Here is a 23,274-nt window from a genome sequence, read left to right as displayed (position 1 = left end):
GTGCCTTTTTCTTTTGATCTGTTTATATATTTAGAATTTCAAAATCACTCATTGCCTTGATTTAAGTTAGTTATGTTCGCAAGGTTCTAGAGTTATTCGATGTGTAGATATATAAGGTAATAATTGAAAACAATCTATATTAAAGCTTTCTAGGCAATGACTCTGCTGTAAACATAGGGAGAAGATAAAACTATAATTATAGATATAACTTTTAAAATGATACTGCTCGGTTCTTTGAACATCATTATTGGTTAAATCGCAAAATTGTATATGTTCAGGAGATACATGAAAGTTGAGCTTCTTTAAATGACGGCTCATTCCTTCACCAGTACATTTAATATAGGATTCTTTTAAGGTCCATATTTGAAAAAAACGTTGATATACACTAGTTGGATTAGTCCATTCATTTTGCTGAATCCATTCAATTTCACTTGGCGCTAACACGCTATCGACACGCCTCCATTCGAACTCATGGTTCATTCTTTCGACATCGACTCCTATTTCTCCTTTTTCTGTCACAGCAAAGACAATAAGGTCCGCAGAGTGACTAAGATTAAAATAAATAGCCTTATTGCCTCGTACAAAAGGTTTGCCGTTAGGTTGTAATTGAATGATGACCTCATGAGGCAAGATACCCAACTTATCTGATAGAACAAACTTCATTAACACACGAGAAATTAAGAAAAGTCGTGCAGCATGAGAATGATATTGATCATATCTCAGCTTTTCTGTCGCATTGAGAAAGCTGAGATAATGACTCAATATGAGATGGTTGTTTGGTACCCGTGAAATTGGGCAAACATAAACCTGTACGTTCGCTACATCAGACATCACTAAGCTGTGCTGTAGTGCTGATGTACTTTGTCAGAACCGGTGTAAGGTAATCATAAACCGCTTCTACATGGGTAACGTGTGGATTATGACCTGCGCCAGCGATGATATGTACAGGAATCTCAGGACTGATTGGAGTAACAATTGGATCTTTCTCTCCCACAATAATCTCGATTTTAGATCGAAGCTCAGAAAGCAAAGCTGTCTGTGCTGCGCGCTGCTGCGGCAAATTAATGTGGTGCATGTACTCACTAATATGCTTAGACACTGACATGCGGCGTAGTGAATCCATCGCATATCTCACTGACAGATTTTGTTGCCCCTCTGGATGTAAATCTTTAGCAATCACATTTTTCGGCACAAAACGGAAAATGAGTTTAGATATCGCTTGTATCTGAAACATTTTTGCAGCCTGTGCCTGAACAAAATAAGGCGATATAAGGATAAGGCGTGCAACTTTATCTGGATATTTCTTTGCAAGATTTAATGCAAAAAGACATCCTAATGAGTGGGCAATCACCACACTATTTGGTGCCAAAAGCTCTGCCGCAGTATCAATAAATTGATGGTTATTATCTTCCATCATTTCATAACTACCTGAACGCCCAAGTCCCGGTAAGTCCATCATAGCGACCTGATCATAAGTAATTTTATTGATGATTGGAGACCAACATGCACTATCAAATGGAATGCCGTGTAAAAATAATGCAGAAGCTTTTTCTGATCCAACTGGCTGTTTAGTATAGATTTCTGTCCAATAGCGGTTCTGATAGCTAAAAGAATTAGGTGTTGGTACTTGCATACGACCAAAACGTGTAAACACCAAGCGATCAATCCAGCGAGAAAAATAAGGCATGATACTGATCAGGTCTGCGATGCCCATCTTCGCCGCCATCGCCTCTGCCCCAGCAACATGGTAGTGCTCGGTAGAAATGAAAGAAAGTTGCTCTTTAGAACCGTCAAGTAATACCTCTGGTAATTTCTCGAGCAAAACTTTAGGTATTTGTAAATGTGGTGAGCTAACTCCCAAATGCTCAGCAGCTAGGTGAACTAGACGATGAAATTTGGGTGTCGCAGGATCAAGCAGCATATATTCCTGAGCAATAGTTTCAGGATAAGACATCGTTCGGATCAAAAAGCTCACGATATACTGCATATTGCATAGAGGTAGGAATGTGTCACGACCACCTGGTAATGCCAGTAAACGTCCCTGATAGAGCTTATCAATCATGTCCGCAATACCAATATATTGCATATCGCCATAATTATAAAAACCATCAATGACTGTCGCCGGATTTATTGCAGTCCATGGCACATTTAAACGCTTACAGGCCTCAATGAAAGCTTGATGTCCTAGAATTTTTGAAGCCTCATAACCACCATGTTTGCAATACAACTCATCAGCCGATTCTTGCGGCGGCGCAGCCACACGATACCCGCCAATCCAGATAAATCGCTCAAGCTGCTTCAATGTTGCAGCCCATTCAATTAACGCCAGCCCTGACTTAATATTGGTACGCTCAGCTTCAGCTTTGCTAATGCCCCAATTAAATGATGCTGCGAGATGATAAATTACATGAATTTTTGTCTGGGCGTCCGATAATAGAGAGTCCAGCTTAAAATCGCGACTTAAATCATATTCAACAAAAGATATAGATGGATCAGCCAGCCCTTGGGTTGTAATGAAACCTAATAGCTTATCTTTCTTGGTTGCGGCATTACGCAGCGCAGCAATCACCTGATGACCTTCACGCAGAAGTTCAACGATCAATCTGCTGCCAATAAAACCTGCTGCACCTGTTACTAATATGGTCTTCCGTGAAAAATTATCTTTTTTTGCGTTATTTAAATTATCCATAAATCACCTTATTAGGTGCTGGGCACTCCAGCATTGTTTTGAAGCGAGTTATCTTAAAAGTTATATCGAACCTGGGCATACACCAGACTGTTATCTCTAAATTGTCCTAGTACCGTATCATTTCTGCCCCAGAAGCGATCTCCGCCTGCATTCAACTGCCAGTGATCATTGAGGTTGTAGTTAATACGTACTCTCAACAATTCATTAGGCTCTGGTGCAAAATAGAATCCTGTAAACTCTAACTTTAGGTTGTCATTCATTAGGTTAAGTGCATAACGCAGCATAGCCCCATACTGATTCTGTTGATACTGGTCACTGATTGTTTGCTGATAACGGTAGACTTCTCTCACTAATGGATTTGTTAGGCTATCGGCAGATTTAAAGTCTTCTGTATGCTTGTACACGCCTACTAAACTCAGCGTAGAATTTTTTAATGACCATTCCGGCCCCATAACTACAGTTAAATTATTTTTCTTATGGGTAAGATCTTCACTACCATTCGAGTCAGTCTTTGTATATGCAGCTTCACCGCGCCATACGAGATCGTTATGGTTATAACTGAAATCAAACCCATAGACAGACATAGGGTTATTTTTCAGTTGTAATGTTGCCCCTGTTGGAGATAACGACTGTAGTGATAGATCAGGCATGTGATCCAATCCTGAAAAATAGGATGCCCCTACATCTAGACCATCTACGGAATAATCCCAACGCATTGCAAATGCAGGACGGCTCTTACGGTCTATGTCATACTGAACACCAGCAATCTGACGCAATGGAATTACATCTGAACGACTACGCGGATACCACAATGCAGTCCACTTATTGGTTCCAGATTCAGGGATATACGTCAATTTGAGTGCATCATTTCCTAGACGTTGATCTGTCTCGTCTGGTACTAGACGCGTATAGTCACGGGGCGATAGGTTATCCGTTGGGTTAATTCCATCCGCTCTCCCCCAGACGACAATCTGACGACCAACATCGACATAGACGGTCTGATCCCAGTTATAAGAGGCATACAACTCACGTAAGTTACGATTTACCTTACTCACCTGATCTGGGTTTACAGTGTGGTCCGTTTCGTCTGAAACCACTATGTCGTAATGCAGCTTAAATGCAGGGTTAAATTTGAGTGTACCATTGGACCAGAAACTTGCTTGCCCAATGTTTTTTAACGAACTTAAATCACGATCTGATGACCACACATCGAATCTAGCTGAGTTTTGGCTCACAAAACTCATTTCGCTGTCATCTGCATAAGTATGCTGCAGTAGCATAAAGCTACTGCAGCAGACAAATACCCAATAGGCACCTTGCGTCATTTCTCAAGACTCTGCTGTGAGAAAAGCTTATCGGACAAGGTTTTTTCTGCCGCAAAATCATTGACGATTACATGTGTCATATGTTGAGTTTGCAGATTTTTCGCCATAGATTTCATGGCTTGCCATCTTGGTTTCACTTTACCGTAAGGACGGATATCCGTGAACTCAATATGTTTTAATGGTTTGCCTGCTGTATCCCAAATGTCGATGGTTGCTGTAACAAAGTTGTCTTTGAGTATGCACATACGACGTTTGCTATAACCAAAGTCACTCTTCACCGTATTATTGATTGGTGTTGCTTCAATCATGTAGCAATCTTTGCCATTAAATTTGCCATCTGCAAGTTTCGTGTATTTCCAGTCACTGAGCTTATAGCCAAGGACATCACCATAACTAAAGTCCGTACCAATAAAAGCATCACCCTTATTCGCTGATGCAAGACGGCGTACTTTTTTCAATGCAGGCAAATAGACAAACATACTATCGCTGCCTTTTGCATTTTCAATTAACAGCGTCGTGGTTCCTTGGACATCTGCTGGCGAGATAAACTCAGTCAAACGCATGTTGTTCTGAGTATTTCCAGCAAGCTTGGTCATATTTTTAGTTAAACGTACACGTTGCTCGCCATTTTTAGAGGTCAAAATAAATTTGGCGCTAGCTGTTGAAGACAAGAACTTAGAGGCATCATCACTACGATTAACAATATCTTGAACTTCATCTGCATGAGATGTTTTAGGCATCGACATTGTGAGCGCTGTACCCAACAAAAGGCTTGTCACCACAGTTTGTGCAACAGGAACGCTCTTCTTATTTGAAGAAAAGATAAAACGAGGTTTTAATATTAGAATCATTGTAGGTACCATAATTAAGGTTGCAAATACACTGAAAAGCATCGCAATCACAATAAACATCGCGAGCCATTGATGGACGTGGAAGCCTTGTGATAAGGACAATACGCCATACCCACCAGCAACCGCAGTCGCGACAAAAAGAGAAGCCTTACCAGCAGTACTTAAGGTTTTACGGATAGCATCTTTGATATCGCCGCCTTCTTCGCGCAAGATTTCACGCAAGCGATAGAGGAAGTAGATGGCATAATCCGCACCAATACCTACAGCCATAGCCGAGATGAGTGAGTTCGGAATATTGAGCGGAATGTCGAGCCAGCCCATCACGCCAAAGATGGCAAGAATTGAGAACAGAAGTGGAGTCAGAACAATCAGTCCAGCTGAAATCGAACGGAAGACCAGTGCTGAAATAAAGAATACGGCAAATGAAATTTGTAGAATATTCATGAGCTTGCCGTGAACCATGGTTTCAGTTAAGGCAATGGTTTGCGTCACATCACCACCAAAACTTACTACAGCTTTATCGCCCAATTGACCCGCCATATACGTTTTTAGCGACTCAAGGATTTCTTTAATGCGATGATTACTGCCAGTTTTCAGAAGAATCGTGATCTTGGCATAGCGCTGAGTGGTATCAATGTATGAATCAAAATCCGTCGGCTCACCAGACATTGAATACAACAGCAGATACTGAGCAACAACGTCTTTGGTTGCAGGAACCTGAAATGCCTGTGGTTGATCGGCATTCATTGCCTGATTCATTCGTTTGATATAGTCCACGATAGAGATGGTTTTACCGACCTCTGGAATTGAGTTTGCGAACTTTTCTGTATTATCAATCGCTTTTAGGATTTCAGGGTTTTCAATACCATCACGAACCTTCGTATCAACCATAATGTAAAGGCTGTTTGTGCCACCAAGAGACTGATTTAAAAATCTGTCGTCCTGTTGCATTGGTAAGTCACGAGAGAAGAAATTACGGCTATCGTTATCCACCACAATACGGCTCGTGCCAATAGCAAGGAAGATGCTCATTGCCGCAATCGCAGTCATTAACATCATTCGCGGACGAACTGACAAAATGACATTACCAATACGGTTTGGAATCCAATCCCAAATTGGCAAGCCTTTGCGTTTGACCTTCACAACCGAAGGTGGTGGCAACATTGAGCGGAGTGCCGGAATAAAAGTCATCTCAATCACCAGCGTGCTGATGATCCCGACTCCTGTAAAAATACCAAATGAACGAATCGTTGGAATGTTGAAGGTCAACAGAGAGAAGAATCCAGCCGCTGCAATACCACCAGCCAACACCATAACCGGACCAACACGAACCAAAGACTGCACTACAGCTTCGCTATTGGCAGCTTTAGGCTCCATCCCTTGAGCAATCAGGCGATCAAAATCTTCATAGTAGCGCTTGAGCAACTGCACGGCATGCCCTGCCGCGATGGCCAGAATCAGAATTGGCGTAGGCGAGTTAAAGATATCCATTGGCTGTTTGAACAAGCCCATCATGCCCATACCCCATGCCACAGCCAACAAAGCTGTAACGAGTGGCAGAATCAAACCTTGCTTGCTGCGGAATGCTTCAAAGTGCAATAAACCAATCACCAATACGGCAATCGGGAACAAGATATTGATACGCTTAGAGTAGTCTTCAGCTTTATCCAGATACACAGGATTGCCACCGACACTGATGGTCATATCTTTAGATTGTTCGCTTTCTACGATTTTATTAATCGGGCCCATCATTTTCTGGAAGCCCTCTGGACTTTCCTCAAGCTCAAGCAAAATCGCAGCAGTTTGTTGATCTTTAGATACCACTGAATTCATATAGGTTGGATTCAGTGCCAGCAGTTTTTTCAGGTGATCGATATCCTCCTGAGTGACTGAACTACTCGGCAATAGTTTCTTGGCATCGAACCCTTCTGCATTCGCCTCGATACCTTTCGCCTGACGTGCAGCCAAACTCATCATGGTGGAACGGACCACGCCCGGTGCATTGTCAACTTCTTCGGTAATGCGTTTGACTTTCTCCAATACTTGCGGCTGATAAATATCACCCTGCTTCGGAGTAATACCAATCACGACCATATATTTGGAGCCGAATTTCTTTTCAATCAGCTTGGTCGAGGTGATGTAAGGATGCCCTTTAGGTGCAAGTGCATCTGGGTCAATAATAATTTTTACACCAGATGCCAGATATGCCAGAGCAAGTGTTAAGAGCATCACCACAGTCAAGACAATACGGCGGTGGCTAAGAATCCAACGCGCGTATCTCTCCATCATTTGTTGAGTCTTATGAGGTGGTCTATTGGTTTCGAGAGTTGGTTTATTTTCATTGCCAACTGACTCATAGGCTTCACCCTTCTGAGCCAATGCTTGAAGATTGTCGACATCTTTTTTGAACTGGGCGAGCACCATCTTTTTTAGCAGTGCTGGCGGCAATACACCAAAAAAACTACCTGGTTCAGCTTCAAACACCCATTCAATCCACGTACCTTCCGGATGTGGTTTGAAACGGTAAGTACCTGTGTAGTGAAAGGGCCCCTCCACTACTTTAAACGCATACAATTCGTTCGGTACCAGATGTGTAATTTCACCTTTAAAGGACATTTCACGACCAATAAAGCTAAAACCGATTTCGTACTTACTACCCACACGCGGAGTACTATCTAGCAATTCAGAATGCTTACACGACAATTGCCAACCTGCATCATTGGCCGGGTTTGCAAGGTAAGTGAAAACCTTGTCAATCTTGGCCGGTATGAGGAAAGCATGTTCTATGGTCACCATAGTTGTTCTACCTTCTTATATTTCTTATGTAGGAATTGGGTACATCTGATCAATGGTCTGGGCTACAGCCACGACATTCTCAGCGTACATAATTGATGAATGGTCACCAGGCAAATCCACTTGTGTAAACGTTTCTTTGACCAGTTGATCCCAACCTAGACTTTCTCCAAAGTCTTCCTGCTCATCTTTGGCCTTAACCAAAAGAATTGGAAAATCTTCAGGGTCTGGGAAATAGGTTTGGAGTGCGATGCCATTCGCCAAATAGGTATCAAAGTAAAGTCGGAAATCTGATGGATCAGCATCGAGAGGCAGAACATTAATGGCTTTAGCTTCTTTAAGTACATGATCAAACATTTGATCTGGACTCAATTCACGCAAATATTGCGCTGGGATCGTTAACTTTTTGCCATAAGGTGCAGCCAAATCACGGGCGAACCAAGACAAAAGCATGGCATCGTCGGCATCTTCAGGCACATTTTCTGGAATTGGAGCGCGGGTATCGATCATGACAATACCTGTGACCTGTTGCCCCATTTGACGCAACTGACGACTGATCTCATATGCGATCGCCCCACCGAAACACCAGCCACCGAGGAAATAAGGGCCTTGAGGCTGCATCTTTTGCATTTCAGCAATATAGAGCATCGCCATTTCTTCAATCGCCACTTCCGCAGCATCGGCTTCAATCAGTCCAGGAGACTGAATAGCACGTAAGGTACGGTTCGGATTGAGATGACGCGAAAGCTCCATATAACAGAAGGTACTGCCACCAATTGGATGGAACAGCCACAGCGGTTGTTCATAGGTTCCACGGCGTAGTTCAATTACGATCGATGGCTTAATTTCTTTATTTTCGCGAATGATCTCACCCAGACGCTCCACAGTGGAGTACTGTGCCAACAAGGCAACTGACAGTTCGGTACCGAAAGCCTTTTTAAGATGGTTAACAAGCTTCACAGCTAATAGTGAATGCCCACCTAGTTCGAAGAAATCATCATGTATACCAACTCGCTTGACCGACAAGATCTGTTCAAAGGTAGTACACAGCTCGATTTCGATCGGATCACGCGGTGCAACATAATCATTGCTCTGCTCAAAAATCGGCTCAGGAAATGCCTTACGATCCAACTTATTGTTGGCCGTCATTGGAAACTCATCCAATCGGATAAACGCACTTGGCACCATATAAGCTGGAAGATGGATTTGCAGGGTCTTTTTTAAACCGGCAATATCAAGCTCTTGTCCAGTTACATATGCCACCAGTTTCTGGTCGTTGTCAGCTGTGGTCTTAACCAGCACTACTGCATCTGTAATACCGTCGATTTGTTTGAGAACATTCTCAATTTCACCTAGTTCGATACGGAATCCGCGGATCTTGACCTGAAAGTCCAAACGTCCATGATGAGTCAAACGTCCATCTGTACGCAGGCAGACTTTATCCCCTGTACGGTAGAGTCGACCGGCATTTGGTAGAGATGGCAATGTTCTAAATTGGGCATCTGTCAGTTCAGGGCGATGCCAGTAATCAACTGCCAGACCATCACCGCCAATCCAAAGCTCACCCATAACGCCTGGTGGAACTAAACGCTGCTTTTCATCAAGGACATAAAGCTGGGTATTCGCCAATGGTTCGCCTAAATCAATATACTTTGCATCGGTGATACGAGCTGCACTAGACCACACTGTAGTTTCGGTCGGTCCATAGACATTCCAGAGACAGCTAACTTTACCTAGCAGTTTTTCTGCCAGAATAGTATCTAACGCTTCGCCTCCACAGAGTGCTGTCAATCCCGCATTGCCGCTCCACTCGCTGTCTAAGAGCATTTTCCAAGAAGCCGGTGTTGCCTGCAGAATATTGATAGACTTAGCATTTAGATAATCCACCAATTGATTGCCATCTTGTGATACCTCACGTGGGCAAACATGCACCACACCGCCGTACATCAGCGGAATGAGTAATTCAAGAATTGAAATATCAAATGCATACGTGGTGATTGCTAACAACTGAGTTTCAGTCGTTACTTGCAATCTATCATTCATAGATAGCAAGAAATTGATAATTGAAGGATGCCCAATACGGACACCTTTAGGCTTACCTGTCGAGCCTGATGTGTACATCACATAAGCAATGTCGCCAAAGGCAAGCGTCTCGCGCACCTGTTCAAGTGCCACAACACCAGCTTGATTGATATCTAAGCGAGGCACAGAAACGTTAAGAGCATCCCTTAACTCGGTTTGAGTTAAGATGATTTTAGGTTCAGCATCCTCAATGATGTTCTGTAGACGTTCAGTTGGGAAATTAGGATCCAGTGGCACATAAGCTGCACCTGCCGCCCAGATCCCAAGGATTGCTGCTGGCAATAACGCCGTGCGATCTAACATCAGACCTACACGATCACCGCGTGTAATGCCGTGTGCACGCAAATATTCAGCAATACCAGCAATATATTGACCTAAGTCACGATAGCTAATCGTATGATCGTTTGAGGTTAAAGCATGATTTTCACCACGCTCTTCAATCTGCTTTAGAATCATTCCAAGTAGATCATGCTGAGCATAATCAGTCACCTTTCCACGGAGGGCCTCGAACTGGATACCATCTTTATAATCAGGAGCGATATCTAGCTCAACAATCTTGCGTTCAGGATGGGCCACCATCTCTGCGAGTACAGCTTGCAACAGTTGCACCATATTCTCGGCAGACTGCGCAGAAAATAGATCCGTGTTGTATTTCAATACGCCAACGAGTTCACCTTGATATTCACCGCCCATTTCCAGCGTAATATCCAACTGTCCTTCTTGCTGGCGAACCGGAAAACTTCCTAATGTCAAATCTTGTCCAACTAAAGTGGCCGGAGTCTGGATTGGTAGGAGTAGTTCTTTAAACTCATCCATACCACCTAGACGTTCCCAGAACATTCCTATCTGAGCCAATGGATTAATACTGCCATCACGTTTTGGTGAGACAGCTTCAACTACTCTAGAAAAGGCAACTTTTTGATGCTTAAGGCTCTGTCTTAATTGTTCCTGAACCTGTTGCGTAAATTGACGTAAAGTCTGATCAGCATCGATGTCCATGTGAATAGCAATCGTGTTGACAAACTGCCCCAATGCATTACGTAAAGAACGTTCAAGTCGACCTGCTACGGGTGTAGCAATCACTAGATTATTTTCATTAGAGAGTTTGTGCAGCAAAATATAAAAGCCAGATAGCACAAGCCCGAACAATGTGATCTCATAATTTTTTGCTAAGTTTACAAGACCAGATGACACTGACTCAGGCACACGGAAAACCAGTGAACTACCTTTATGATGCTGTACGGCTGGACGAGGATAATCAAGCGGAATGCTATGCACATGTGGTGCATGCATCAGTGCATTTTTCCAGAAAATTAAGCTCTCATCAGTATCATCAATCACGCTGCTCTGCTGCTTATCGGCATATTGTGCAAACTCGATTCCGTTCACTGCATCCGACTCTGCAACGAGTCCAAAACGTTTGCTAACGTCTCGCAGCAATAGACCAATTGACCAAAAATCCATGAGCGCATGATGAATCACAAATGCGATCACATAATGATTTTGACCGCATTCATAACAATGAATACGCCATAACGGTGGCTGAGTCAGGTCAAACGGCTGCTTGGTGTCTTGCTCAACCAATTGCGTCAAATCAGAAGCTTCAATATGACGAGCATCAGAAAAGATGATATTCGGATACACGCGATCCCAGATCAGTTGCTCAATTCCCTGATCATTGGCTGGCATGCTTACGCGCAGTAGCGGATAATCATGCATTACCGCTTCTAGTATTTCTATTGGCTTGTTACCTAATGGTTGGTTGACCTTCACATCAAAGGCCACCACCATATTGTAGGCACTGCAAGTTGGCTCAAAACGCTGGATATACCAAATGCCAAGCTGCTCTGCAGAAATCGCATGACGCGACAGAACTTCCGGTTCTAGTCGTGCAAGGTTGTTCATGAAGCAACTCCCTGCTGCAACTCAGAAACAAGATATTCAGCCAACGCATTGATTGTTGGGTAATCCCATAATAGTGTTGGCTCAAGTTCTAATTTCGTCAGATCTTCTAAATCCCCAGACACAGACAAAGCAACAATCGAATCAAGACCATAACTGGTAAATTTTTGATCTGGATCAATCGTCTCAGGCTCTACGCGCATCTCTTTAGCGACTAGCGTACGAATGATTGCGCTCCAGTAAGCTTTATCTTTATTCATGGGGTAATCTCCTTTTTAACCGGTTTGGCATCACGCGGTGCCAGTGCAAAATCGATGACAGATAACATGTGATTGGTTGAAATTCGGTCCAGCAGATCTGCCAATGTGCTTTCACGTAGTGACGTCATAGGAGGAGCTGTCTGCCCTTCAGCAGCATTTAAGAAAATGATCAGCCATGCACCATTCTGTAAAGCAGGCCTTAAACCATGGCGGTTAAAAACCCAGAAACCCAACACAGCAATACGAGCGAATAACTCGGCATAGTTACGGGCAAGACTGAAGCGCATCGTTTCAAACTCCTTGCTTTGCTCAGAATTTGAAAAGTAGTCCTGAATTTTTTGATCCAATGAACGCTGTTCAACAAGAAGCTGGTTTGCTCGCTCATGTAGCGTAGCTAGCGTCTCAGCAGACAACCCAACTGTGACATTAGAGTCGTTGAGCATTTCGATGATTGTTTCGAGTGACTCCATCACCAAGTCACCATCTCGGTTGAAAATCTCAAGCTCACGGAAATCAATAGCACCTGTCTCTACCTGTAAGTCATATAACTGGCGATAGCGTGCTTTCGCTTCAGCTTGATTGAGATGGTCGGCTTTTTTACTGCGCCCTTTATTGGCAGATTTGAGCTGAAAACTCAGACTGTCTAGACAGACGGTGCTACTACCGTCAAACACACTGACAATCAGATGGTCCCTGAATGCTTTCTGGAACATTCCATCTGCATATGCATTTCTTAAGAAAAAACGTGACCCAAGCACTGAGGATGTGATTTTGGCAAGCGACTCTACATATTCAGGTACCAGTACCTTGACGATTGGTGACCATGTACTGAACTGATTGATACAAACGTGTAACCCTCGCGCACCAACAAGTGATAACACCTCAGCCGCTAAAAGGTAGGCATAAGCTGTAGCGAGTTGCTCACGTACCAACGGTATGCTTATTACTTTTTTGTTATATAACTCGCGTTCAATCGCGAACTCGGTTGCGATGCGTAGCATCGTATCGCCGGCACCTAGAGAGAAACTACTGCAATATGCACGTGTTACCTGTAGCGTCTTAAGCCCAAGCTCTAATCCTTGGCCTTCTTCACCGATTAGGGCATCTTTATGAATTTCAGCGTTATTAAAACCAATACCGCTGATATCTAAACCACGCATGCCCACTGTTGGCAGGCGGTTCAGGCTATACGTACCTTTAGAAGCCATATGACGCTTATCGAGCCAGAATGCACTCAGGCTACGGGGTCCACGATCATTTGACGTTTTAGCGATTAGACTTAAAGAGTCACCTAGAGTGGCGCGATTGATCGACCATTTCTCGCCATTTAAGACGTACTTACTGTCGGAAGGTTGCGCAGTCACTTCACTAGATAACAGGTCAGCACCATGCGCTTTCTCGCTATAAGCTAATGCTGGAGCAGCACCACTTAAAATTCGGTTAGCGATGTTTTGGCATTGATTCGCATTACCACCGATCCATACGATCACAGACCAAGCATTCGTGCTATAGGTCGAATTGATGGTCAGATCGCGTCGTGCCAACACGCGATGCAGATATAACAACTCTTCACCAATTTCCATACGGCCTCCAAGCTCTGAAGGCACATAGAAACGGTTCATACCCACCGCATTCAGAAAATCAACAGCTCGCTGTGGATATTGCTCTTTCTCATCACGCTCGATAGCTGCGGACCAAGAAAAATCATTATTGGTATCATGTACGGAGCCTAAAATTTGCTCCAGACGAGCGGCAGATTGAAACTGCCGCAAATTGGACGTAAGTGACATGGATTTTCACTCAAGGATTTAAAAGATAAGGGTTAAAACAAAGCACTTTTCAGACGATTAAAAATCAGCGTGCGTACTTCACGTTCCTTGATCATTGAGTTGAGTAGATTGGAGCTATAACGAATCAGCTGCCCCCGCTGCTCACGATCACGGATGACGTCTAAGCCGTTCTTGACATAGTTTCGAGCAATCACCGTTCTACGGTTTGGATGGGTTAAACAGACCAGTTGACCGCGTTCGATCTGCTCTTTAATTTTTCTTCTTCTAATTTTGCCGCTAGTGGTCTTATTTATTCGGCCTTGGTGCAGTAAATAGACACCGTCTACAGGCAAGCCAATATCAGCCGCCACTTGTTCTTTAACTTGAGTTCTGATGGTTTCAAAATTAAGTGTCTTATCTAAGGACTTTTTCTTAATCTCAAGTACAACCGTAACCCCTTCAGAATCAGCAAAGTTCACTGCCGCAACACAACCTTTACGAACAGCAGGATGTGCCATTTCAACAGAGCATTCGATATCTTGCGGATAATAGTTTTTGCCACGAATGATAATCACATCCTTAAGGCGGCCGGTTATATAAAGGTCTCCGTTTTTGATAAAGCCCATATCACCCGTTCTTAAGTAGTGTACTTGGCTAGGTTGTCCCGCCTCATCAAGGATCGTTGCTTCAAAAGTTTCCTGATTAACTTCCGGCTTTTGCCAGTAACCTGCAGTGACACTCTCACCTGCTAACCAGATTTCACCGACTTCATGAGCCGCCACCTCTTTACGGGTATGAGGATTAACGATACGACAATCAATATGTTTAGAGATCTTGCCACAACTCACTACTTGCACGGCTGTCTGATCTTGGCTGGTCTGTACCAAATGGGCATTTAACTTGTCACGATCAAGTGAAATTGCATTGAGAGGGCCAGTTACGCCACTGACTAAGAGCGTCACTTCTGCCAAGCCATAACATGGCAAGAAAGTATCAAGTCGGAGCCTTGATTGTGTATTGAACTTTTCCATGAAGCGTTGCATAACATGGGCCTTGATCGGCTCGGCACCATTAAACAGCACACGCACACGGCTTAGATCAAGCGCTGCAGCCTGCTCATCAGTGATGCGATGTAGACACAATTCATAGGCAAAGTTTGGTCCACCACTAATCGTGACGCCTTTTTCACTAATAAATTGTAGCCATTTAAGAGGTTTTCGAATGAAGTCCAGCGGCGACATGACATAACAAGTCAGTCCCACATATACGGTTTGCAAAACCGAGCCAATCAACCCCATATCGTGGTAAACAGGCAGCCACGTCAGGCCAACATCTTCTGGTTGTGTACCAAAAGCTTCAGCAATCATGACCTCATTGGCCATAATATTTTTATGAGTAACAATTACGCCTTTAGGCCAGCCTGTTGAGCCTGAGGTATATTGAAGGAAGCAGATATCTTTTTCAGTAATAAGCGGAAAATCCTTTTCCACCAAGTCACGCTGCAATTCGGCATCAACAGCATGTAATATCAAATTTTCATTTTGAGCTTTTAGTGTGATAAGACCTGCGAGCTCAAGAATCTTTTTTGTCGTGAGTACAATCTTAGGCTCACAGTCATTCATAATATTCAAAATATTAGAAAAACCATTACGGTTAAACGGTAAGCTGACTGGTACTGCAATAATTTTAGCTTTCAGACAGGCAAAGAACGATACGATAAAGTCCAACCCAGGTTCGAACAGCAATACGGCACGGTCACCACTGTCTACAATATTCATTAATATTTGGGCTTGATGTTGAACTCGCTCATTCAAATCTGCATATGTCAGAGATTGAATACCACCAGACTGGCGTCCCAAATACTCAAAAGCGATCTTATTTCCATTTAATTTTGCGTGGGATTCCAAAGTTGCAATGATATTATCCGTATACATTACAGCCATAACTTACTCCGATTAATTATAATTAACCTTTAAAATCTGCTAATTCAGAAACGACATTTCTTGCTAGGTTTCTTAATAAAGAATAAATATACTTTTTATTTAAAATATAAATTCACATTATATTTTATGCATGAGTGTTAATTATTACACCTGTAAGTGTTTACAGGTTAGTGGTCTCTTATCGAAAATTAAGAAGCTAAATCCCTTATATGAATCATTTTTTGTTCAGTTATATATTTTTAATTTCTTATCATTATTTAAAATTAACGTCTCACCTATTCTTAATTTAGATACGCACAAGCCAAGATTTTGAAGGTTTTTACTCTTAAACAGTTTCTTTATTATTATTTTTAACTCTAGATTAAATAGTTTTAAAAACTTTATAAAAAATAATATAAATTAAAAATTAGATTATTATATTTATATAGATACTTATGAATATAATATAAAAGCAAATAAATGGATATTTTATTTTAATATTGAAAATTAATTTATTATATTTCCTTAAATTTAAAATATTTAACCAATGTAAATCAATCATATAAATCTTAAAATTATTTATTTCTTTTAATTTTAATATTAAATTCCTATGTTATTTATAATCTCTACAAAAGCCCTAGCATTACAGCTCGAATAGCTGCTGAAATTTTATTATTTACATTTAACTTTTGCATGGAATTACTGAGATGGAAATTTACGGTTCTTTCAGTTACTCCAAGAATCTGAGCTATTTCTGCTGACGTTTTGCCTTCGGCAGTCCAACGTAGCGCCTCTTTTTCCCTGTTCGTTAAATAAAGATTGAATTTAGCAAACTCTACATCATTTACTATTTTAGCAATGCTGGAATGCACTGTTTGAGTCAACCAGTACATATTCGTATATTGTGCTTTTTGCTCTTTTTCTGATAACTGGTCATTGGATCTTGCCAGTGTTAGCATTCCTCGGGTCCCAATAAAATCACGGCTTGACTGAGCCCAACCGACATTTAAACCATAAGAACGCGCCTCCTCCCAAAAATCTTTTTCTGCCTGTGTCTTTGCAGATTGACTCGACCAAACAAGAGGTTGAAGTGATACCATACAATGCTGCACAGTTGGATCTATCTTCACATATTGCCGTTCCACATAACGTTTCTGCCATGCTTCTGGATAATTATTCAACATAATTGTTTTTGGTTCAGCAATAGATAAGGGTGATTGCATACCATAAGCGCAATAGTCAAATCCGAGCCTTGATGCGGTAGATTTAACGATCTCAAACAACTGGTATTCATTTTTTACCACCAAAAATGCTGATAATAAATCCTCTTGCCAACTTTCCATTTGCTCTCATTAGACTCCATTCACAGACTATTTTTTATTCGGTTGCATATTGAGAATCCAAGCAATCAAATTGAAGTGTAGGTCTAATCTTTTACCGTAATTTCCATAAAGTCCTTCAAAAAACTAAAAGATTCTGAAGTTGCTAAATATATTTTCGGCGCCTACTCTTCTATTAGAGCTCTCAATAAAAGATTTTGAATTCATCATCCAATTAACAACACTTTTAAGCCCGGAATGGTTGCAAATTATTCAGATAAACTAGATGTCTGAAAGCTTTCAAGGTTGTTATATTTAATGCGCAGATTATGCTTTAAAAATTAAAATTTACACGATGCATTTTATTCCAAAATATATATTTTTTTAATTTATAAAGAGGTCGACTACTTAATTTTTATAGTATGCTTTTATTAATTTAATTAAATAATATTGTCTATCAATTATTCGATATCTCCAATTTTCTTAGTTTTTATATATAAAAACTAAAAATAATTATAATACTTTAAAAACCAATCAATTAAAGTAAAAATCCTCATACTTATAATTAGTATTTAAGTAGTAGCAATATTGACTATCTAATAAGCTCCATCGAAGGATTCTCTTTAAAAAAATAATTTTTATCTAAAAATCTCTCTAATAAGAAGAGCTTAAAGATGTGCTAACAAATTACAGTTAACCTGTTAAATATAACAGTATTTTATTGGCAAAAATTTATGTTATTTATTCATTAAATCTTAATTTAGGGTACTTAAGCAGGTAGCATGGTTAGCATACCCCCTCATTTCTCTATCTCAACAGATGGTTTTATTCGAATGAACGAAAACCAACTCATGAGTTATCCTCTCCAACATATCATCTCTACCGTTGAATCTAGACATACTGAAGCGTCTCAAATTTTCTATTATGGTTTTACTGAATGGGCAACTTCACAAACTCCAGCTTTAAGTACCGGATGGGATTGGGAACTCATTGAGAATAATGGCATCACTACCGTAAAACGAGTAGGGTTACCTCGAAGCAATATCATGATTGTTGACGTATCTGGTATGGATATCGGATTTGATATTAATGAAACATTACTCGAGAAAAAAATAGATACTTTGTTCTGGGAACCGTTTATTTATGCCCAAATCAATACGTCATTAACCGAGTCTTCATTAAGTCAAACCTTCTCTTAGAAACCTGTAAATTCTTACAGTTACCACCTTTCCAGCTGTTCAGTAAAGTCACTTGAAAAATAAGTGGAAGCACTTGTAATGAATATTATTGCTGGATTTCAAAACAATTTTTCAGAAGGCCTATATACCAAATTTAAAAGTTACCGCTACAGGGTATTTGTTGAATATTTGGGTTGGGAGTTGAACTGTCCAAACAATGAAGAACTAGATCAATTTGATAAAGTCGATACAGCTTATGTCGTGGCTCAAGACAGAGAATCCAATATCATTGGTTGTGCCAGACTACTACCCACCACACAGCCCTATTTACTCGGGGAAATATTTCCCCAACTTCTCAATGGAATGCCTATTCCCTGCTCACCAGAAATTTGGGAATTATCAAGGTTTTCAGCCGTAGATTTTTCAAATCCGCCTTCCTCTACCAGTCAGGCTGTGTCATCACCTGTCTCAATTGCAATTCTGCAAGAAGCAATTAATTTTGCAAGAGAACAAGGCGCAAAACAACTCATTACGACTTCTCCTCTTGGAGTAGAACGTTTATTACGTGCTGCGGGTTTTCGTGCCCATCGTGCAGGTCCACCAATGACGATTGATGGATATTCGATGTTTGCATGCTTGATTGATATCTAATTTCTTATATAGGACTCATGCCTATCCGCGGGGCATGAGTCCTATTTTTTACATAGCAATCTATACATATGACCGAGCAAGATGAGTGCAATATCAATCAATCTTGGTTTTTAGATTTAAGTTTGCTTTCTTATAATAAGTCTCATCCTTTTTATAGCTCCAATCGCGCGGCATAAATGATGTCGATATAATCGCAACTACAGCCATACTTCCGATATAAAACATAATTAAATATGGATTGCCTTGCCCAATACTGAGCAGTTTAGTGGCAATCATAGGGGCTAAACCACCACCCAAAACACCTGCCAACTGTACCGAAATCGAAATACCGCTATAACGAATTTCAGCAGGAAATTGACGCGCAAAAAGCTGAGCTTGTGGCGCATACATAATCGGGAACACTACACCAATTGCCAAAACAATTGCCGTCCAGACCAGTACCGGATCTTTGGTATTGAGCATGCTAAAAAATGGATAAGAATAAAGTGCCAATACACATAGTCCAAACATAAACATATTGCGTTGACCGACTTTATCGGACAAATGTCCGCATAACGGCGTCATAAATAAAATCACGGCTGCACCGCAAATGGTAGCAAACAAAATGTCTTGTCGTGGAATACCTAATTGTGTGGTGGTGTAAGCTAGCGTAAAAGTTGAAGCAATATAGAACCATGCATTTTCAGCAGCTCTCGCCAAAATAATAGTGATGAGTTGCTTTGGATGATTTTTAAAAACCTGAAAAGCCGGAACTTTGACTTCTTCGGACTGTTGTTTTACTTTTTCAAAATCTGGTGACTCAGGCACTTTTACACGAATATACCAACCCACTGCCAGTAAAATAATGCTGGCAAGAAATGGTAAACGCCAGCCCCAGCTAAACAATGCTTGCTCAGGTAATAACGACACCAGTCCTAGTGCGATTGAGGCGAGCATTAAGCCCCCACCGGTACTGGCTTGAGGCAAACTTCCCCAAAACCCTTTACCACCTTCGGGTGCATGTTCTACTGCCATAAGCACGGCACCGCCCCACTCACCGCCCATGGCCATACCTTGAATAAATCGCAAGATCACCAAGCCAATTGCCGCCCAATATCCAATTGACTCGTAAGTCGGTAAGAGGCCAATCAGTACGGTTGGAATCCCCATGAGCATCAGCGTTAGCAACAACATTGACTTACGGCCAATCTTGTCACCGAAATGGCCAAAGACTAAACCACCTAAAGGCCGCCCAATAAACCCAACAGCATAGGTTGCAAATGCTGCAAGCACACCTGTAAGTGGGTCCAGATTTGGGAAAAATAGTTTGTTAAAAATGAGGGCTGCTGCTGCACCATAAACAAAAAAGTCATACCACTCAATCGTGGTGCCGACCATGCTAGAGATGCCTGCTAATCGATGTAACGACTTTTTAGGATGTGAACCGTTTCCATGTATTGTTTGCATCGTAATGTCCTTTTTAGATTTTCTTGTTTTGTCTTTTTATGCTTATGATCTGTCCTGACCATAAGCATGTTCAGGTCTCGCTTGATCTCCTTAAGCTTTTTATATGTTTGAAAAATGGTTTAGCTTAGTTTTTCTAAAATTTGTTCCAGCTCAGGATTACGTTCTTGCCACCGTGGTTGTTTATCTTTATCAACAATGAGCGCACGAACGCCCTCAATAAAGTCACCATGCTCAAACCAGATATCCTGTAAGTCACGCTCAAGCTGCATACACTGCTGTAGTGAAAGTCCACGGCCTAAATGTTGCAGTTTCAAGCTGGTTTGTTTGGCAATAAATGAACGCTGCTGCAAAATACTAAGCATTTTACTCGCCCAAGTCTTTAAGCTCTCATCCTTTTCATTTTCAAGGCTTTGTTCGATCTCATCTAAATGCTGATATCCGAAGTGTTTACGGATACCTTCTGCCAACTGTTTGAGCTCACTTTCGGCAGGACGAGTAATAAATCGGGTAATGATGTGTTCAATTCCCTCTTTGCTTAAGCTTGGCGCTTCGACGAGAGCGTCTTGTAAAGCTTGTAACTGCTCGCTTGGCACATGGTAGTCAATTAAGTCGAGATAGAGCGCATCACTACTGCTGATCTGCTCACCCGTAATTGCCATATAAACGCCAATATCATCAAGGCGAGACAGGAAATGAGTTGCGCCAACGTCCGGGAAAAAACCAATCGCTGTTTCAGGCATGGCAAATCTGGACTTTTCACTGCTTACCACAATGTGACACGCCTGAGCCAAGCCAAAACCACCACCTAATACATAGCCATCAAGCACAACGATGATTGGCTTTTCATATTCGCGCAGTGTATTGAGCATTTTATATTCGGCACTAAAGTAGCCTTTGTAATCGGCTGTGCCATTTTTATAACTGTCGTAGAGATAGCGAATATCGCCACCTGCACAGAAGGCTTTTGGGCTATTTGATTTGATTAAGATCGCCTGAACAGCAGCATCATTTCGCCACAACTCCAATTGGGCGCCAATTCCTTCAATCATATCTAGCGACAATGCATTGAGATGAGTCACACGATCTAAGGTGATCACACCAAGCTTACCTTGTCGCTCAATCATTAAGTGATTTTCTGTATTCATTTTATTGATCTCTTACTGATTTTTAAAATTTGCCTGCCGTTTTTCAACAAATGCCTGCATGCCTTCTTTTTGGTCCGCAGTTGCAAAAATGGAGTGGAACATGCGGCGTTCAAAACGTAAACCTTCGGTGAGATTCACCTCAAAAGCTCGGTTAATGGTTTCTTTGAGCATCATGTTTGCAGTTAAAGACCGTGCTGCGATTTTTTCAGCGGCTTGCAAGGTTTGTTCAAGTAATTCTTCTTTACTAAACACACGTGCAACCAAACCACTTTGTTCTGCCTCTACTGCACCCATTTGACGAGCGGTAAGGCACATTTCCATTGCTTTAGCTTTACCAATGGCATGGGTTAAACGCTGTGTCCCACCAATACCCGGAATTACCCCTAAAGTGACTTCGGGTAAACCAAACTTGGCGTTATCAGCACAATAAATAAAGTCACACATGAGTGCTAATTCACAGCCACCACCCAATGCATAGCCACTCACCGCAGCAATTAAAGGTTTACGGCGCTGTGCAATACGGTCTGCAAGATGAAAAAAGTCATCTAAATAAATATCGGGAAATGCCAAATCAGCCATTTCTTTAATGTCAGCCCCTGCGGCAAAAGCTTTTTCTGAGCCTGCCAATACGATACAGCCAATTTCGCGGTCTTTTTCGAGTTGATCTAATGCCTGATTAATTTCACTAATTAATTCACTATTTAAGGCATTGAGTGCTTGAGGGCGATTTAATGTAATCAGTCCAACCCCATTACGCTTTTCTAATAAAATACTTTGCCACTGCATTATTTATTCCTTGTTCTGATTTTATAGACTACGTGCAATCACTAAACGTTGAATATCACTGGTGCCTTCGTAAATTTGGCAAATACGGGCATCACGATAGATACGTTCAATTGGAAAGTCTCTCAGGTAGCCATAGCCACCAAACACTTGTAGCGCGCTCGAGCATACTCGCTCAGTCATTTCTGAAGCAAATAGCTTGGCCATTGAAGCTTCATTCAAACACGGTTGACCTGCTTCTTTTAAGCGTGCAGCGTAGTGAACCAATTGTCTCGCTGCTTCGATTTCTGTTGCCATGCTAGCAAGGCGAAACGCGATGGTTTGATGCTCAAAAATTGGTTTTCCAAAAGTAATACGCTCTTTGGCATAGCGAGTTGCTTCTTCGAGCGCCGCACGTGCTAGACCGACTGCTTGTGCAGCAATACCAATACGTCCACCTTCTAAATTGGCGAGAGCAATTTTCAGGCCTTCACCTTCTTTACCCAGCATGAGACTTTTATGGATGCGTACATCTGTCAGAGCAATCTGACACGTATCTGAAGCATGCAGACCCAGTTTTTCTTCAACGCGAATCACTTCATAACCCGGTGTCTCGCGTGGGACTAAAAATGCACTAATCCCCTTTTTTCCTGCGCTCGGATCGGTCACAGCAAACACGATAATGACGCCAGCATTATTACCCGAGGTAATAAACTGCTTGGCACCATTTAAAATGTAATCGTCGCCATCTTTTACCGCACGGGTCTTGATGGCTGCTGCATCTGAGCCAGTATGCGGTTCGGTTAAGGCAAAAGCTCCTATCATTTCACCTTGTGCCAAAGGTTTTAAAAAACGCTCTTTTTGCTCGTCGGTACCAAATTTTAAAATAGGCACACAACCAACCGAGTTATGTACACTCATGATGGTCGAGGTTGCACCATCCGCTGCTGCAACTTCCTCGAGTGCCAGTACATAGGCTAAGTTACCCGTGTCTGAACCACCCCATTCCTCTGAAACAAGCATTCCCATAAAACCGAGTTGTCCCATTTGAGTCAGAGTTTCTTTTGGAAAAGTTCCATCTCGATCCCAATCACTGGCATTAGGCTTGATTTGTTCTTGGGCGAAACTTTTCGCCATATCACGAATGAGTAATTGTTCTTCGGTAAATTGCATTATTATT

15 protein-coding genes are annotated in these 23,274 nt (G+C 41.8%); 2 read left to right on the top strand and 13 right to left on the bottom strand.

Going from position 1 to position 23,274, the window contains the following annotated elements; genetic code table 11:
• Window positions 1–66: 66 nt before the first annotated feature.
• The 9 genes from EGS71_RS13770 to abaR all read right to left on the bottom strand — a co-directional run bounded on the left by EGS71_RS13770 (window position 67) and on the right by abaR (window position 16,936).
• Complete coding sequence (locus tag EGS71_RS13770; RefSeq protein ID WP_001286031.1) at window positions 67–831, bottom strand: 4'-phosphopantetheinyl transferase family protein; 765 nt, start codon at window positions 829–831, stop codon at window positions 67–69.
• Window positions 824–2,689, bottom strand: coding sequence for an alpha/beta fold hydrolase (locus tag EGS71_RS13765; RefSeq protein WP_002009535.1), 1,866 nt, complete (start codon window positions 2,687–2,689; stop codon window positions 824–826). The genes EGS71_RS13770 and EGS71_RS13765 overlap by 8 nt, the downstream gene beginning before the upstream one ends.
• A 53-nt stretch (window positions 2,690–2,742) precedes the next feature.
• Window positions 2,743–4,014 (bottom strand): DUF1302 family protein, encoded by a 1,272-nt coding sequence (locus EGS71_RS13760; RefSeq protein WP_002009472.1) that lies wholly within the window; start codon window positions 4,012–4,014, stop codon window positions 2,743–2,745.
• The gene (locus tag EGS71_RS13755) at window positions 4,011–7,661 is read right to left on the bottom strand and encodes an outer membrane lipoprotein-sorting protein (protein ID WP_025464949.1); all 3,651 of its coding nucleotides are present in this window, start codon (window positions 7,659–7,661) and stop codon (window positions 4,011–4,013) included. The genes EGS71_RS13760 and EGS71_RS13755 overlap by 4 nt, the downstream gene beginning before the upstream one ends.
• Window positions 7,662–7,685: 24 nt before the next feature.
• Window positions 7,686–11,645 (bottom strand): non-ribosomal peptide synthetase, encoded by a 3,960-nt coding sequence (locus tag EGS71_RS13750; RefSeq protein WP_025464948.1) that lies wholly within the window; start codon window positions 11,643–11,645, stop codon window positions 7,686–7,688.
• Window positions 11,642–11,902 carry an acyl carrier protein gene (locus EGS71_RS13745; RefSeq protein WP_001030690.1) on the bottom strand — a complete coding sequence of 87 codons (261 nt, stop codon included), beginning with the start codon at window positions 11,900–11,902 and terminating at the stop codon, window positions 11,642–11,644. The genes EGS71_RS13750 and EGS71_RS13745 overlap by 4 nt, the downstream gene beginning before the upstream one ends.
• Window positions 11,899–13,674 (bottom strand): acyl-CoA dehydrogenase, encoded by a 1,776-nt coding sequence (locus tag EGS71_RS13740; protein ID WP_085944006.1) that lies wholly within the window; start codon window positions 13,672–13,674, stop codon window positions 11,899–11,901. Before EGS71_RS13740 ends, EGS71_RS13745 begins: the two co-directional genes overlap by 4 nt.
• Window positions 13,675–13,724: 50 nt before the next feature.
• Window positions 13,725–15,614 carry a fatty acyl-AMP ligase gene (locus EGS71_RS13735; protein WP_000290082.1) on the bottom strand — a complete coding sequence of 630 codons (1,890 nt, stop codon included), beginning with the start codon at window positions 15,612–15,614 and terminating at the stop codon, window positions 13,725–13,727.
• A 605-nt stretch (window positions 15,615–16,219) separates the two neighbouring features.
• On the bottom strand, window positions 16,220–16,936 hold the full coding sequence (abaR, locus tag EGS71_RS13730; RefSeq protein ID WP_000446790.1) for a LuxR family transcriptional regulator AbaR: 717 nt from the start codon (window positions 16,934–16,936) through the stop codon (window positions 16,220–16,222).
• A gap of 758 nt (window positions 16,937–17,694) precedes the next feature.
• Between abaR and EGS71_RS13725 the strand changes: the two genes are divergently transcribed.
• The gene (locus EGS71_RS13725) at window positions 17,695–18,111 is read left to right on the top strand and encodes a DUF4902 domain-containing protein (RefSeq protein WP_000253661.1); all 417 of its coding nucleotides are present in this window, start codon (window positions 17,695–17,697) and stop codon (window positions 18,109–18,111) included.
• A 63-nt stretch (window positions 18,112–18,174) separates the two neighbouring features.
• Complete coding sequence (gene abaI / locus EGS71_RS13720; RefSeq protein WP_000387874.1) at window positions 18,175–18,741, top strand: acyl-homoserine-lactone synthase AbaI; 567 nt, start codon at window positions 18,175–18,177, stop codon at window positions 18,739–18,741.
• 93 nt (window positions 18,742–18,834) lie between these two features.
• Here abaI and EGS71_RS13715 read toward each other — a convergent pair whose 3' ends face one another.
• The 4 genes from EGS71_RS13715 to EGS71_RS13700 all read right to left on the bottom strand — a co-directional run bounded on the left by EGS71_RS13715 (window position 18,835) and on the right by EGS71_RS13700 (window position 23,267).
• The gene (locus EGS71_RS13715; RefSeq protein WP_001193285.1) at window positions 18,835–20,187 is read right to left on the bottom strand and encodes an MFS transporter; all 1,353 of its coding nucleotides are present in this window, start codon (window positions 20,185–20,187) and stop codon (window positions 18,835–18,837) included.
• Window positions 20,188–20,306: 119 nt separating this feature from the next.
• Window positions 20,307–21,332 carry an enoyl-CoA hydratase/isomerase family protein gene (locus EGS71_RS13710; protein WP_001091040.1) on the bottom strand — a complete coding sequence of 342 codons (1,026 nt, stop codon included), beginning with the start codon at window positions 21,330–21,332 and terminating at the stop codon, window positions 20,307–20,309.
• Window positions 21,333–21,344: 12 nt separating this feature from the next.
• The gene (locus EGS71_RS13705) at window positions 21,345–22,118 is read right to left on the bottom strand and encodes an enoyl-CoA hydratase (protein ID WP_001198683.1); all 774 of its coding nucleotides are present in this window, start codon (window positions 22,116–22,118) and stop codon (window positions 21,345–21,347) included.
• A gap of 21 nt (window positions 22,119–22,139) precedes the next feature.
• Complete coding sequence (locus EGS71_RS13700; RefSeq protein ID WP_001160766.1) at window positions 22,140–23,267, bottom strand: acyl-CoA dehydrogenase family protein; 1,128 nt, start codon at window positions 23,265–23,267, stop codon at window positions 22,140–22,142.
• Window positions 23,268–23,274 lie beyond the last annotated feature (7 nt).

This window comes from Acinetobacter sp. FDAARGOS_559, from assembly GCF_003940475.1.
GTDB classification, from domain to species: domain Bacteria; phylum Pseudomonadota; class Gammaproteobacteria; order Pseudomonadales; family Moraxellaceae; genus Acinetobacter; species Acinetobacter baumannii.
This window is presented reverse-complemented; position numbering and strand designations above follow the sequence as displayed.

Excerpts from the sequence above, each read along its gene's own strand:
- EGS71_RS13770 (WP_001286031.1), bottom strand. The coding sequence starts at position 831 with ATGTCTGATGTAGCGAACGTACAGGTTTATGTTTGCCCAATTTCACGG.
- EGS71_RS13765 (WP_002009535.1), bottom strand. The coding sequence starts at position 2,689 with ATGGATAATTTAAATAACGCAAAAAAAGATAATTTTTCACGGAAGACC.
- EGS71_RS13760 (WP_002009472.1), bottom strand. The coding sequence starts at position 4,014 with ATGACGCAAGGTGCCTATTGGGTATTTGTCTGCTGCAGTAGCTTTATG.
- EGS71_RS13755 (WP_025464949.1), bottom strand. The coding sequence starts at position 7,661 with ATGGTGACCATAGAACATGCTTTCCTCATACCGGCCAAGATTGACAAG.
- EGS71_RS13750 (WP_025464948.1), bottom strand. The coding sequence starts at position 11,645 with ATGAACAACCTTGCACGACTAGAACCGGAAGTTCTGTCGCGTCATGCG.
- EGS71_RS13745 (WP_001030690.1), bottom strand. The coding sequence starts at position 11,902 with ATGAATAAAGATAAAGCTTACTGGAGCGCAATCATTCGTACGCTAGTC.
- EGS71_RS13735 (WP_000290082.1), bottom strand. The coding sequence starts at position 15,614 with ATGGCTGTAATGTATACGGATAATATCATTGCAACTTTGGAATCCCAC.
- abaR (WP_000446790.1), bottom strand. The coding sequence starts at position 16,936 with ATGGAAAGTTGGCAAGAGGATTTATTATCAGCATTTTTGGTGGTAAAA.
- EGS71_RS13725 (WP_000253661.1), top strand. The coding sequence starts at position 17,695 with ATGGTTAGCATACCCCCTCATTTCTCTATCTCAACAGATGGTTTTATT.
- EGS71_RS13715 (WP_001193285.1), bottom strand. The coding sequence starts at position 20,187 with ATGCAAACAATACATGGAAACGGTTCACATCCTAAAAAGTCGTTACAT.
- EGS71_RS13710 (WP_001091040.1), bottom strand. The coding sequence starts at position 21,332 with ATGAATACAGAAAATCACTTAATGATTGAGCGACAAGGTAAGCTTGGT.
- EGS71_RS13705 (WP_001198683.1), bottom strand. The coding sequence starts at position 22,118 with ATGCAGTGGCAAAGTATTTTATTAGAAAAGCGTAATGGGGTTGGACTG.
- EGS71_RS13700 (WP_001160766.1), bottom strand. The coding sequence starts at position 23,267 with ATGCAATTTACCGAAGAACAATTACTCATTCGTGATATGGCGAAAAGT.